At 54.1% G+C, this 12,624-nt stretch carries 11 protein-coding genes; 3 read left to right on the forward strand and 8 right to left on the reverse strand.

From position 1 onward, the window contains the following. Positions 1 to 17: 17 nt before the first annotated feature. Together K2F33_RS30290 and K2F33_RS30295 are read right to left on the reverse strand one after the other, a co-directional pair. The gene (locus K2F33_RS30290) at positions 18 to 410 is read right to left on the reverse strand and encodes an NIPSNAP family protein (RefSeq protein ID WP_263880378.1); all 393 of its coding nucleotides are present in this window, start codon (positions 408 to 410) and stop codon (positions 18 to 20) included. Between the two features lie 19 nt (positions 411 to 429). Continuing rightward, on the reverse strand, positions 430 to 696 hold the full coding sequence (locus K2F33_RS30295; protein ID WP_263880379.1) for a hypothetical protein: 267 nt from the start codon (positions 694 to 696) through the stop codon (positions 430 to 432). Between the two features lie 261 nt (positions 697 to 957). Here K2F33_RS30295 and ant(6) point away from each other — a divergent pair, with 261 nt between their 5' ends. Together ant(6) and K2F33_RS30305 are read left to right on the forward strand one after the other, a co-directional pair. After that, positions 958 to 1,812 carry an aminoglycoside 6-adenylyltransferase gene (gene ant(6), locus K2F33_RS30300; RefSeq protein ID WP_263880380.1) on the forward strand — a complete coding sequence of 285 codons (855 nt, stop codon included), beginning with the start codon at positions 958 to 960 and terminating at the stop codon, positions 1,810 to 1,812. Between the two features lie 205 nt (positions 1,813 to 2,017). After that, a complete protein-coding gene (locus K2F33_RS30305) occupies positions 2,018 to 3,346 on the forward strand; it encodes an alpha/beta hydrolase family protein (RefSeq protein ID WP_263880381.1) in 1,329 nt (442 codons plus the stop codon). A gap of 98 nt (positions 3,347 to 3,444) precedes the next feature. Here the strand turns inward: K2F33_RS30305 and mmsB are convergent, their stop codons facing one another. The 6 genes from mmsB to K2F33_RS30335 all read right to left on the reverse strand — a co-directional run bounded on the left by mmsB (position 3,445) and on the right by K2F33_RS30335 (position 11,700). Continuing rightward, a complete protein-coding gene (gene mmsB, locus K2F33_RS30310; RefSeq protein WP_089546345.1) occupies positions 3,445 to 4,614 on the reverse strand; it encodes a multiple monosaccharide ABC transporter permease in 1,170 nt (389 codons plus the stop codon). Then, positions 4,598 to 6,148: a multiple monosaccharide ABC transporter ATP-binding protein gene (gene mmsA / locus K2F33_RS30315; RefSeq protein ID WP_263880382.1), complete on the reverse strand. Its 1,551-nt coding sequence runs from the start codon at positions 6,146 to 6,148 to the stop codon at positions 4,598 to 4,600. The genes mmsB and mmsA overlap by 17 nt, the downstream gene beginning before the upstream one ends. A gap of 50 nt (positions 6,149 to 6,198) precedes the next feature. Continuing rightward, positions 6,199 to 7,284 (reverse strand): multiple monosaccharide ABC transporter substrate-binding protein, encoded by a 1,086-nt coding sequence (gene chvE, locus K2F33_RS30320; protein ID WP_089546343.1) that lies wholly within the window; start codon positions 7,282 to 7,284, stop codon positions 6,199 to 6,201. Between the two features lie 282 nt (positions 7,285 to 7,566). Continuing rightward, the gene (locus K2F33_RS30325; protein ID WP_263880383.1) at positions 7,567 to 8,781 is read right to left on the reverse strand and encodes a response regulator; all 1,215 of its coding nucleotides are present in this window, start codon (positions 8,779 to 8,781) and stop codon (positions 7,567 to 7,569) included. Continuing rightward, on the reverse strand, positions 8,781 to 10,703 hold the full coding sequence (locus K2F33_RS30330; protein WP_089546341.1) for a cache domain-containing sensor histidine kinase: 1,923 nt from the start codon (positions 10,701 to 10,703) through the stop codon (positions 8,781 to 8,783). Before K2F33_RS30330 ends, K2F33_RS30325 begins: the two co-directional genes overlap by 1 nt. Further along, positions 10,693 to 11,700 carry a substrate-binding domain-containing protein gene (locus K2F33_RS30335; RefSeq protein ID WP_076168841.1) on the reverse strand — a complete coding sequence of 336 codons (1,008 nt, stop codon included), beginning with the start codon at positions 11,698 to 11,700 and terminating at the stop codon, positions 10,693 to 10,695. The genes K2F33_RS30330 and K2F33_RS30335 overlap by 11 nt, the downstream gene beginning before the upstream one ends. Before the next feature lie 399 nt (positions 11,701 to 12,099). Here K2F33_RS30335 and K2F33_RS30340 point away from each other — a divergent pair, with 399 nt between their 5' ends. Then, on the forward strand, positions 12,100 to 12,489 hold the full coding sequence (locus K2F33_RS30340) for a hypothetical protein (RefSeq protein WP_263880384.1): 390 nt from the start codon (positions 12,100 to 12,102) through the stop codon (positions 12,487 to 12,489). Positions 12,490 to 12,624: the final 135 nt, after the last annotated feature.

Below are 12,624 nucleotides of genomic sequence, written 5' to 3' on the forward strand. Positions count from 1 at the left end.
CGTTAATGGAACTTTCCTCATGTCGCTCTTTTCTGCTGCCGCCCGGCCGATTCCGAATCCGCCAATCCGTCATGTTCAACCGTAGATAACAGCTCTTCATTTCGGACCTCTAATAGATACTCCTTATACACGCGGTCCCTTCCGCCATGCTGTTCGTACCAGTTCTGTATCCGCTGTACATGTTCCTTGTCGCTTCTTATTTTAGCCTCAATTTCCTCATACTGATCGCGGCTGTCATATTCCCAAATCGCAAAAATTTCGGTTGTGAATTCATCACGAGGCACCATCCATCTTCCGATCAGGCGAGTGCCGTGCTTCATTTGATTCGGTAAATTGGTTTCATTAAAATGACGGTTGAAAACGTCCACGAATTCATTTTTCACAATGTAAAATTTTCTGCGGTAAAACATCCGTTCACTTCCTTCCAGATTATTCAACCCATAATGCAGCCCAGATAAACAAGGTATACAACGTGACCATAACGGAAATGACACTGACCGGAATCACCCAAATCGTGTGCGTTCTAAAAGGCTGCAGCATGTCAAACAGCTTCTCTTTCCTTGATAACAGCTTGAACTCTACTTCGTTTAAAAGGGCCTCTACTTTTCGATCCTCCAAATGCTGAAATTCGATCCAAAGACGATCATACTGCTCCTTTAGCTCTTCTCGCTGCAAACTGTCTCGTAGTAAGGCCATTCTCCCGCCTCCTTCGATTCGTCTATGATTATAAACGCCTCCCGAAGTGCAAACGTTATGTTTTATTGCTGGGGCATGCCTTTTATATATGGTAAAATAAAACATTATCGTTCAAGAAACGGAGGGCCATGACTTATGGAAAAGCGGCTGGATAAGTTATAACGTGCCTCAGGCCGAGAGCGCTGTTCCCTTCGGATTCGCGGACCGCCTTCCTTCAAGGATGACAATGCAGAACTAGAATATAGGGAGGTTGAGGGCAAAATGCGAAGTGAGCAAGAAATGATGAAGCTGCTTTTGGATTATGCAAAACACGATGACCGGGTTCGATTGGTGACCCTGGAAGGATCGCGCACCAACACAAATATCCCTTCGGATGCATTCCAGGATTACGACATTTCTTATTTTGTAACCGAGATGGATTCGTTCAAGGAGCATGACGGGTGGCTCGACTTTTTAGGGAAGCGTATCATGATGCAAAAACCTGAGGATATGGAGCTGTTTCCGCCGGAACTGGGCAATTGGTTTTCCTATCTAATTCACCTGGAAGACGGCAATAAAGTCGACTTGACCCTGATTCCATTCAATGAGGTGGAGAACTATTTCACCGAAAGCGACGGTTTGGTCGAAGTGTTGCTGGATAAGGATGCTCTCATTACAAATAAAGTGATCGCGGATGACCGCCAGTATTGGATTAAGAAGCCTACGGCCAGGGAGTTCGACGATTGCTGCAATGAGTTCTGGATGGGATCAACTTACGTAGTCAAGGGATTGGCCCGAAAAGAAATCCTGTTTGCCATCGACCACTTGAACGAGATCGCCCGGCCCAATTTATTGAGAATGATGGCCTGGCAAATTGGCTCGGAGCACGGGTTTACCTTTAGCGTAGGAAAAAATTATAAATTTATCGACCGTTACCTTCCCGTTGAAGATTGGGAAACTCTGATGTCAACTTACGCGGAGAACGGGTACGAGCACATGTGGAGGTCTTTATTCACTTGTTATGAGCTTTTCAGAAAATATTCCAAAACGGTGTCTAGCCGTCTCGGATATTCGTATCCCGATTACGACGAAGCCATTTCAAAGTATACAGAAAATGTTTATTCTGCAATAACGTAACCGTACCGTCCCTGATTCATTACACCCCGTAAATTTAATGTTGGAACCCCTTAGGATGGACTGTCTGATCCTAGGGGGTGTTTTTTATGTTCTGCGGGCAAATGACAAGCACACCGTGACAAAAGCGTAAGGTTGGCCGTGCGCTTTGTAAGCCGCGATTCATGTTCGCTTTTGTAGAATGGGATAGGCAAGACTTATTCCATAATTGGAGGTTCTAAACGTATGCTTATCGAAAGCAAGCCCGAAGAGGCTGCTCGGCGCAAAGAGGGAGGCTTGTCCTGCGCCTCACCCTAGGTATCCTCCTGGCTGGCGGATTGACGTCCTTGATCCCCACATCGTATGCCGAATCGGCGGTTCCCGCTTCCTCTCCGCCTCAAACAGCCCCGATCGTATTCAGCTTACCGGAACCACCGGAGCATATTCGGTGGGCACAACGGAGATGCATCTGATCGACAGGGGCAGACCCGATCCTTGGGTGACCGGAAAAACGCGAGAACTTATGATCAGCATCTGGTATCCAGCCCGGCAAAAGACCACCAGTTCCGCTCTCGCTCCTTATATGCAGCCCGGGGCGGCCGCCCATTACGAAAAATCCACCCTGATCCCTGCCGGTATAAGTCCTGGGGCCATCCAGTGGGAACAAGTCAGGACGCATGGTATGCTCGCTGCCCCGGTGGCAAATCCCCATGGCCGATACCCCGTCGTGTTATACTCCCCGGGAAGCGGCGTCCCCCGGACGGCCGGCACGATCGCAGCCGAGGAGCTCGCCAGTCAAGGGTATGTCGTCGTCACGATTGACCACACGTACGACGCATCCGAGGTGGAATTTCCAGGCGGAAGGGTGGAAGTGCAGGCATTGCCGAAGCTAAGCGAAGAAACCATCATGAAGCTTATGGCCGTAAGGGAACTGGACATCCGGTTTGTCCTTGATCAGCTGGCGGTCCTTCGGACAGGCGGGAATCCCGACGCAGCACAGCGCCCGCTCCCTAACGGGCTAGGTAAGGCGATGGATCTGTCGCATATCGGCATTTTCGGCCATTCCGCCGGAGGAGCCGCCGCCTTGCAGACGATGTATGATGACCGCCGTATCGACGCAGGCATCCTGATGGACGGAACGCTCGGCTACTTGCCGGATGCCCTGCTCCCTGTCGCGGAGGAAGGCCTGGATCGCCCATTGATGCTGATGGGGTCCGGTTATTATCAAGAACAAGGGGCCGATTCGCATGTAACCAGACCGGATTGGAAGTCGTTGTGGACGCACTCAACCGGCTGGAAGCTGGACGTCAGCGCCCCGAAAGGCATGCATTTTACATTCACGGATTACCCGGCGATACTGCCTCAGCTCCAAGAGAAACTAGGCTTGCCAAGCGCAGTCGTGCAGGAGGCCATCGGCACGATGGAGCCGGCGCAGGCTGTATCAGCCCAACGAGCGTATGTTACGGCTTTCTTCAACCTGCATTTGCGGCATATGTCATCCGAGCTGCTTGAAAACCGCTTATCGAAGTATCCGGATATACACATAATCCAAGATTAAATATAGAAAAAGACCAAGAGTCCGCAAAAACTGCGGACTCTTGATCTTCAAGTGCCTTATATTTCAATGGAAAATGATCTGTTGTCAAAGTAAAACGATCACTTCAGAAAAGTCACTTTCTTCTTATTATATATATCGAAGGCTACGGCCGCCAACAGGACAAGACCCTTAATCCCCTGCTGCCAGTCGACCCCCAGACCGATGAGCGACATCCCGTTGTTGAGCACGCCCATGACGAGGCCGCCGATAATGGCGCCGAAGACCGTTCCGATGCCGCCCGTCGCCGATGCCCCGCCGATGAAGCTTGCGGCGATCGCGTCCAGCTCAAAGTTGGTGCCGGCTCTAGGCGTGGCCGCGTTCAGGCGTGCCGCAAAGATGAGGCCCGAGATGGCGGCCAGCACGCCCATGTTCACGAAGACCCAGAACGTCACCTTTTTCGTTTTCACGCCGGACAGGTCCGCCGCTTTTTCGTTGCCGCCGAGAGCGTAAATATGGCGTCCCATCACGGTTTTGTTCATGACGAACGAGTAGATGATAATGAGCACCAGCAGCAGAATCAGAATGTTCGGCAGCCCGGCGTAGATCGCAAGCATAAAGGTAAATGCGTTGATGATCGCCGCAATGACGACGAGCTTCAGGATGAACAGTCCGCCGGAAACCACTTCAAAGTTATATTTCTTTTGCGCTCTGCGGTCGCGGAGCTCGTTGACGATATAGATGACGGTGAATAGAATACCCGCCAGCACCGCCACGATATTCGTTCCGGCACTGCCGAAATCAGGAATGAAGCCGGAGCTGATCTTCTGAAATCCGTTCGGAAACGGCGCGATGGACTGCCCCTTCAGCACGATCATCGTCAGACCGCGGAACAGCAGCATGCCGGCCAGCGTAACGATAAACGCCGGGATTTTTACATAAGCGACCCAAAAGCCCTGCCAAGCGCCGATCAGCGCACCGACAACGAGGGAGGCGATCACGGCGACAACCGGATGCCAGTGCAGGTCAACCATCATAATGGCGGCCACCGCACCGACGAACGCGGCGATCGAGCCGACCGACAGGTCGATATGCCCGGTAATAATGACCAGCACCATCCCGATCGCCAGAACGAGAATGTAGCTGTTTTGCAAAATCAGATTGGTAATGTTAATCGGCTTGAGCAGCAGGCCGCCCGTAATGATTTCGAACAAAATCATGATGACGACAAGGGCGATGATCATCCCGTACTGCCGGATATTATTTTTAAACAGTTTAACCAACGTTTCCATGCTTGGCCCCTCCAGTCTTGGTCATATATCTCATCAGCGTCTCCTGCGAAGCTTCTTCCCGGCTCACTTCGCCCGTGATCCGGCCAGCGTTCATCACATAAATGCGGTCGCAGATCCCTAGAATTTCCGGGAGCTCGGAAGAAATAACGAGGACGCCTTTGCCCTCATCGGCCAGCTGATTGATAATCGTATAAATTTCGTATTTGGCCCCCACGTCGATTCCGCGCGTCGGTTCATCGAGAATGAGGATATCCGGCTCGGAAAAAATCCATTTGCTCAGCACCACCTTCTGCTGGTTGCCTCCACTGAGATTCCCCGTTTTCTGCAAAATGTTCGGCGTCTTAATCTTCAGCTTCTTCCGCATTTCCTCCGCCACCAGAACCTCCTGCTTATCGTCGATCACCGTGCCCTTGGCCAGCTTGGGCAGGCCCGTCAGCGAAATGTTGCGCTTGATATCGTCGATCAGGATCAGTCCGTAATGCTTGCGGTCCTCTGTCACGTACGCAAAGCCGTTGTCGATCGCCTGCGTGATCGTGTTGTTCTGGATCGGCTTTCCGTTCTTGATCAGCGTCCCGGAAATGTTGCGTCCATAAGCTTTGCCGAAAATGCTCATCGCCAGCTCCGTCCGCCCGGCCCCCATCAGCCCGGCAATGCCGACGATCTCCCCGCGCCGGATATGAAGATTGATCTGATCCAGCATTTTGCGGTCGCTCCGCTGTTCGTCGTACACGGTCCAGTCCTTGACCTCCAGAATCGTATCGCCGATCTTCGGCGTGCGCTCCGGATAACGGTTCGTTAAGTCCCGTCCGACCATGCCGCGGATAATCCGGTCCTCGTTCACGTCCCCGCCCTTCATGTCAAGCGTCTCGATCGTTTGGCCGTCCCGCAAAATCGTGATCGAATCGGATACTTTCGACACCTCATTCAGCTTGTGGGAGATGAGAATGCAGGAGATGCCCTGCCGCTTGAATTCCAGCATCAGCTGGAGCAGGTTTTCGCTGTCGTCCTCGTTAAGGGCCGCGGTCGGCTCATCCAAGATGAGCAGCTTGACTTTTTTGGAGAGCGCTTTCGCAATTTCGACCAGCTGCTGCTTGCCGACCCCGATATTGCCCACCGGCGTGTTCGGGTTTTCCTTCAGTCCGACTTTGTCCAGCAGCTCTTTCGCTCCCGTGATCGTTTCATTCCAGTTCATGATGCCGCGGCTCGACCGTTCATTGCCGAGGAATATATTTTCCGCAATCGACAGATACGGGATCAGCGCGAGCTCCTGGTGGATGATAACGATGCCGAGCTCCTCGCTGTGCTTGATATTTTTAAATTCGCAGGTTTTCCCTTTGAATAAAATCTCTCCGTCATAGGTACCGTGCGGATAGACCCCGCTCAGCACCTTCATCAGCGTCGATTTGCCCGCCCCGTTCTCCCCGCACAGGGAGTGAATTTCGCCTTCCCGGATTTTAAGGTTCACGTTGCTCAGCGCCTTGACGCCGGGAAACTCCTTCGTAATGTTCCGCATTTCCAAAATGTATTCCGACATGTGAGCTTCACCTTCCCCTCGCTTCGCTTATGTTGATTCCGAACTTCGGACTACTTCAGGCCGATTTCCGCCTTGGTGTAGTAACCGGATTCCACCATCTCTTTCTCGACGTTCGTCGCATCGACCGATACCGGCGGCAGCAGATAAGCCGGCACGACTTGGATGCCGTTATCGTAAGACTTCGTATCGTTGACTTCCGCCTTCTGGCCCTTCAGGATGCTCTCAGCCATCTTGACCGCCTGCTCCGCCAGCTTGCGGGTGTCTTTGAACACCGTCTGCGTCTGCTCCCCGGCGACGATGGACTTGATGGAAGCAAGCTCCCCGTCCTGGCCGGTGATGATCGGCATCGGCTTTTTGGCCGTGCCGTAGCCGACGCCCTTCAGCGAAGAAATGATCCCGATGCTGATGCCGTCGTACGGCGACAGCACCGCGTCCAGGTTCGCGTTCGAGTAGTTCGCGCTGAGCAGGTTATCCATCCGGGATTGCGCCAAGGCGCCGTCCCAGCGGAGGGTCGCGATCTGCGCCATCGTCGTCTGCTTGCTGCGGACGACCAGCTTGCCGGAGTCGATATACGGCTTCAAAATGGACATTGCGCCGTCGTAGAAGAAATAGGAGTTGTTGTCGTCCGGCGATCCGCCGAACAGCTCAATATTGAAGGGGCCTTTGCCTTCCTTAAGACCGAGCTTCTGCTCGATGTAAGAAGCCTGCAGCACGCCGACCTTGAAATTGTCGAACGTCGCGTAGTAGGACAGATACGGCGTGTTCCGGATCAGCCGGTCATAGGAGATGACTTTAATCCCCTGATCATGCGCTTTCTTGATGACGTCGGTCAGCGTGTTTCCGTCAATCGAGGCGACGACAATGACGTCAACCCCCTTGGTAATCATGTTCTCGATTTGCGAAATCTGGTTCTCGACCACATCCTCCGCAAACTGCAAATCGGTCTTGTAGCCTTTTTCCTGGAACAGCCGCTCCATGTTTTTGCCGTCGTTCACCCAGCGCTCGGACGATTTGGTCGGCATCGCCAGCCCGACATAGCCCTTGCTTTTATCACCGGCTCCGCTCTCGGCCAGATTGCAGGCCGTCAGGGCCATCAGCATCGCGACCATCAGGAGCGCTAACATTGCTTTCTTCATCGGTACGTTCTCCTTTCCGGTATGCCCAAGGTCGAGAGCGCTTACATCCAATGGATCGTAAAGCCTCTCTGTACTTCAAAGGATACATGCTGACCCGCGCCGGGGTCTTTCCACGGATCGAACCTTTTTTATAAATTTCAAACCTTTGTTGGGATCGTTGCCGGTGGGGCATGCCAGGATAAGACGCGGGGGATGGCTATAAGGGCAAATAAAAAACGACCGAAAAATTTCGGTCGTCGGTCGTTAGGTTTATAATGAGGCCGCCTGCTCCTCTCGGGGCCTCTACACTTCCTGATACGCGTCGCCGCGCCGGTACCGGTTGGGAGAGACGCCCATCACCTTCTTGAACGCTGTGCTGAAGTAATGCTGGCTGTCGTAGCCGACCTGCTCGGCAATTTCGTAGATGGTCAGGTTCGTCGCGTTCAGCAGCTGGATCGCTTTGCGGATCCTCGTCTGCGTCAGGAAGCCGACGAAGGAAGTCCCCAGCTCCTTTTTCAGCATCCGGCTCAAATAAACCGGCGATACCTGCAGGCTCTCCGCAAACGACTCCAGCGTAAGTTCGGGCCGGTCGTAATTGTCGTGGATGAGCTGCCGGGCCCGCCGCACCAGCGGGGACAGCTGCGCGTCCCGGAACACCGCCTCCCGGCAGGCGTCATACGCGGCCGCCATAGCACCCGGGCCTTCCGGCACCGCCTCGATCTGGCAGTGGACGGTGATTTTCAAATATTGCTGCACCGCCGATTCAATATTCGCTGCCATTTCCAGCGGCGCGTTATCCCACAAGCAGATGCCGATCAATTCCGTATGCTCGCGGAATACCTGATGGGGCGTATCCTGCAGCAGCTCCGAGACGATGTTCTCGATCGCGAACAAATACAGCTGTCTCTCGCTCTCTTTCATCAGCGTCTGGTTTGAGGCCGTCTCCGGCCATCTGACAATCCCCAGCTCTACCGGGAAACCGGCAGGCAGGCCGAGAAATTCCAGCTGCTCAAGCGCATTACCGTCATCCACCAGCCCCTGAATCCACTCCTGGCAGAAGCGCTGCCGCAGGAGGGGGATGTTCCGCTCAATCTGCTCAGAGGCCTGCTTCAGATAGTGGCTCTGCACCTGCTGCTCATCAAGCTCCTGCTTGACGCTCTGCAGCACCTCTTGCAAATGGCCGCTGTTGACCGGCTTCAAAATATAATCCTTGACGCCGAGGCGGATAGCTTCCTGCGCGTAGGCAAATTCGTCATGTCCGGTAATGATGACAAACCGGCACGCCGGGCGTTCGGCCTTCAGCCGCTTCATCAGCGTCAATCCATCCATGATCGGCATATTCATGTCGACCAGAACGATGTCGACCGCTTCGCGCAGGGCGAATTCAAGCGCTTCCTCCCCGTCCTCCGCTTCGCCGGCGACCTCCATGCCAAGCGTCTCCCAATCCACCGAATCCATGATGCCTTCCCGGATAATCGGTTCATCGTCCGCAATCAGCACTTGATATCGCTTCTTCATTAACGATCTCTCCCATCTTGTACACGTTGCGCCGGGACCGTATGCAGCAGCGGATGCTCGATCATCACGCTCGTGCCCGTGCCTTCCGTACTCTCGATGCTAATTCCGTATTTTTCCCCAAAAGTCAGCGCAAGCCGCGCCTGGACGTTCAGCATGCCGTAGCTGCGGCTGGCAGGTCCACCTTCTTCCGGTGGATGATCCATGGCCGCCAAAGGATCTTGAAGCTGGCGGCGGAGCGCATCCAGCCGCTCCTGGGACATCCCCGCCCCGTTGTCCTTAACAATGAGGCGCAGGACGCCGCCCTCCACCTCAGCGGATACCCGTATGATGCCCGGGCCTCGGCGTGCCTTAATGCCGTGATAGATGGCGTTTTCAACGATTGGCTGAAGCACAAGCTTTAGAACGTACAGCCCTTCCGCCTCCTTGGGCAGATCCAGCTCGTAGGTGAGCCGGTCCCGGTAGCGCGTCTTTTGAATCTGCAAATAGCTGGAGATATGCGTCCATTCGTCGGTCATCGGAATGATGTCATCCCCTTTGCTGAGCCCGATCCGGAACAGCCTGGACAGCGACTCCACCATATCGGACACATCGTCGGCCCCTTTTTTCTTAGCCATCCAATGGATCGTATCCAGGGTATTGTATAAAAAATGCGGCTTGATATGCGCCTGCAGGCTGCGCAGCTCCGCTTCGCGCTTCTGCCGTTCCCGAAGCTCGCTCAGCTTCAGCAGCTTGCGGATTTCGGCCAGCATCCGGTTAAAGCTGCGGCCCAGCATACCAACCTCGTCCTGCCTTCCGCCCCAATACCGGATCGTCAAATCCCCGGATTCGGCCTTCTGCATAAAGGCCATCAGCTGGCGGATCGGCCGGGACACGGACTGCGACAGCGTATACGAGGCCGTCAGGCCGAACATGCAGACGACAAACAGGAAGCAGATGACGTAGAAGCGGATCTCCCGCACTTCGCGGACCGCTTCGCCGCTGTCGAATACGCCGATGGTCCGCCAGCCTGTAAAAGACGAGGTGCCGTAAATAAACTGCAGCCGCCTGCCGTCGACCTCATGCCTGAACATGCCGCTGTCTTCCCGGGGAATCCAGGATGAAGGAATGTCCCGAACCAACGGTTCGTCCGGGGTGTAAATGGCCGAGCCGCCGGCATCGGTTACCATCAAATACCCGTTTTTACCGAGGGTGACGTTCCGGACCGTGCTGGCCACCGCCCGCAGTTTCAGGTCGATCAGCACGGCTCCGGTGACTTTACGCGTATCCGGATCGACAAAGGACCGCACGACCGAGATCAGCTCATCGTTGGCATAATGCACATGCGTCGTGACGTTTCGCTCAGAAGGATGCCCCAGCACTGTAAAAATCCCTTCGTGTCCCGCGGCCTCCTCATACCACGTATCCCGGGTCAAATTGGCCGGCGTCCGGGCATACATTTCGTTGCTGATGTAATCGCCGTTTTGGTTCACGACCAGGATGGCGGCAATTTCCGGATACAGCGTCGTGAAGCCCTGCAGATACTTCTTCAAGGCGTACACTTCCCCGTTTTGGTCATTAATCTGCGGGCGCTGCGCTTGTCCGGCAACTCCTCCGGTGGCACCCGCCCCTTCAGCGGCGATCTGCCCATTCAGGAACCGGTTGATAGCCGGGTCAAAGCCGATCAAATACGTAATGTTCTGCAAGTTTTCGATATCGTTATCAAGCGTCTGATTGACTTTGCCGATGAGCTGCACCGTGTTCGCCGTGACCTGCCCGTCGACGATCCGGTTGACCGTCCAGTTGACCAATGCGCCGAGCGCAATCGACGGAAGGATGCCTACCATCAGAAAAAGGATAATCAGCTTGTACCGCAGAGGCAGATCGCCGAACCGGGTCCACTGCAGCAGACGCTGCCGCCAATTGTTACGCAGTTTATTTCGCATAATAATCCTTCACATTCTCGCGGGTAACGATCGTAATGCCGGTATCCACCCTCGGAGGCAGAGGGGATACGTCGTTGCCCAGCGTCGGTGCAGGAACGGTCAGTCCATGATGAAGATGGAATAAATACTGCAGCGACCAGTAGCCCATATTCCACGTCCCCTGCGCAATCGTCGCTGAAATCGTGCCGTCGGATATCCGGTCCAGCGTCTCTTTATTGGTATCAAACCCGATGATCTTCACCTTCCCGGTCCGATTCGCTGCGATCACCGCGTCGGCCGCTCCGGTGCCGCCGCTGGCTTCCGTCACGAAAATGCCTTTAAGGTCCGGATGCTTACCCAGCATGTCCGCGGCCGCAGCCTTGGCGATCATGGCGTCGCCTTTTCCTTCCTTCACCTCAACCACCGACATCGCCGGATACCGGCTCGCGATCGTTTCCTTGAAACCTGATGTGCGGTCGCTGTGGTTTTGCTGGCCGGACTGCGTGATGATGCCGACCTCGCCCTGCCGTCCGACGATTTGCGCCATTTTATCGGCAGCCGCCACACCCGCATCGTAGTTATTGGTCGCAAGAAAAGAGTACGCCTTGCTGTCCGGTGCGTCCGAGTCGAACAGGACGACAGGAATGCCCGCATCTACTGCCTTGTTGATCGTCGCGGTCAAAGCGTCGGAATCGATGGCCGACAGCGCGATGCCGGCAGGCTTTTTGGCAATGACCTGCTCAAGGACGGTGATCTGCTCCTGCACGTCGTACTGGGTGGCTCCGTGGTATTCGACGGACACGCCGAGGGCGTCGCCTCCATCCTCGAAGCCTTTCACAATATTTTTCCAATATTCCATTCCGGATTGGAAGGTCACCATCACATAGTTCTCCCCGATGCTGCCGTGAAGCCCGCCGTCCGGCCATGCAGAAGAACGCTTGTCATCCATCCGGTACATAAATACATAGACGCCAAACGCAATGATTAGTACCAGGTAAACCATCATCATCTTCTTCATCTGCGTTTCCCCTTGTCACAGTCTGCTGAACTCTATGGAATCGGTTACATTATAGCACAAGGCAAACTTTTGGGAAGCGCAAGAACTTGCCAATATCCGATTCACTCTCCTGCAGCACCACCTTTTACTGTCCATCGGCGAACCCTTGATGCTCCCCTGATTTCACCGGAATGGCCAATAGATATTGGGGGAAGCTCATGAGCTTTCCGTTGTTTTTTATCTCTAAAGTGAAACCGATCCGGGAAGCAACACGTAAAATCTTTAGGTACGGTTATAGAATCTTTAAGGTTTTCCTCAGGTTTGCTGTCTATAATGACCTTAGGCTGAAGATCTCACATACCCCATACCTGTTCACACAAATGACCCGTAACAAAATACATGAAAAGAGGATTTTTAACCATGAATATAAAGCGAGTGATGATTGTCGGAACGATGGTCGTGATCATGTCCTTTGGAAGCACCGCGTTAAGCGCCTCCATCACAAGCGCAAGCCCGGCCGCCAAATGGGCCGCTACCGGCGTAAAGGATAAAGACGAACTGCTGGAAGCTCTCCATCAGGACTCCGACGAGGAACTGTATGAAGCGCTGTATGAGGGCAAGTCCCTGCATAACATCGCTGCTGACCGAGGAGCTGACATCCAGAGAGTCATCGATCTGCAAGTATCGCAGCTGACCCGCCAGCTGGATGAGCGCCTGCGCAAAGGGAGCATTAGCTCCGATCAATATGCGGCGCACAAGGCTGAACTAAGGGAAATCGTCGAACGAAGCGTCCATACTTCATTCGGGTAACTGGAGGTACATACGACCGTCCAACGTTTTGATGGTCATCCGGGCGCTCCGATACGGATCCGGCGTTCACACATGGAGGATAACATGATTCTCCCCGGCCAACGGAAACAGAATGCTCGAACGAAGTTCAAACGA

This window comes from Paenibacillus sp. PSB04 (assembly GCF_025809195.1).
GTDB lineage: Bacteria > Bacillota > Bacilli > Paenibacillales > Paenibacillaceae > Paenibacillus_AQ > Paenibacillus_AQ favisporus.

Bases quoted from the DNA above. Each gene is read 5' to 3' on its own strand.
- K2F33_RS30290 (WP_263880378.1), bottom strand. From the start codon at position 410: ATGTTTTACCGCAGAAAATTTTACATTGTGAAAAATGAATTCGTGGAC.
- K2F33_RS30295 (WP_263880379.1), bottom strand. From the start codon at position 696: ATGGCCTTACTACGAGACAGTTTGCAGCGAGAAGAGCTAAAGGAGCAG.
- mmsB (WP_089546345.1), bottom strand. From the start codon at position 4,614: ATGGAAACGTTGGTTAAACTGTTTAAAAATAATATCCGGCAGTACGGG.
- mmsA (WP_263880382.1), bottom strand. From the start codon at position 6,148: ATGTCGGAATACATTTTGGAAATGCGGAACATTACGAAGGAGTTTCCC.
- chvE (WP_089546343.1), bottom strand. From the start codon at position 7,284: ATGAAGAAAGCAATGTTAGCGCTCCTGATGGTCGCGATGCTGATGGCC.
- K2F33_RS30325 (WP_263880383.1), bottom strand. From the start codon at position 8,781: ATGAAGAAGCGATATCAAGTGCTGATTGCGGACGATGAACCGATTATC.
- K2F33_RS30330 (WP_089546341.1), bottom strand. From the start codon at position 10,703: ATGCGAAATAAACTGCGTAACAATTGGCGGCAGCGTCTGCTGCAGTGG.
- K2F33_RS30335 (WP_076168841.1), bottom strand. From the start codon at position 11,700: ATGAAGAAGATGATGATGGTTTACCTGGTACTAATCATTGCGTTTGGC.
- K2F33_RS30340 (WP_263880384.1), top strand. From the start codon at position 12,100: ATGAATATAAAGCGAGTGATGATTGTCGGAACGATGGTCGTGATCATG.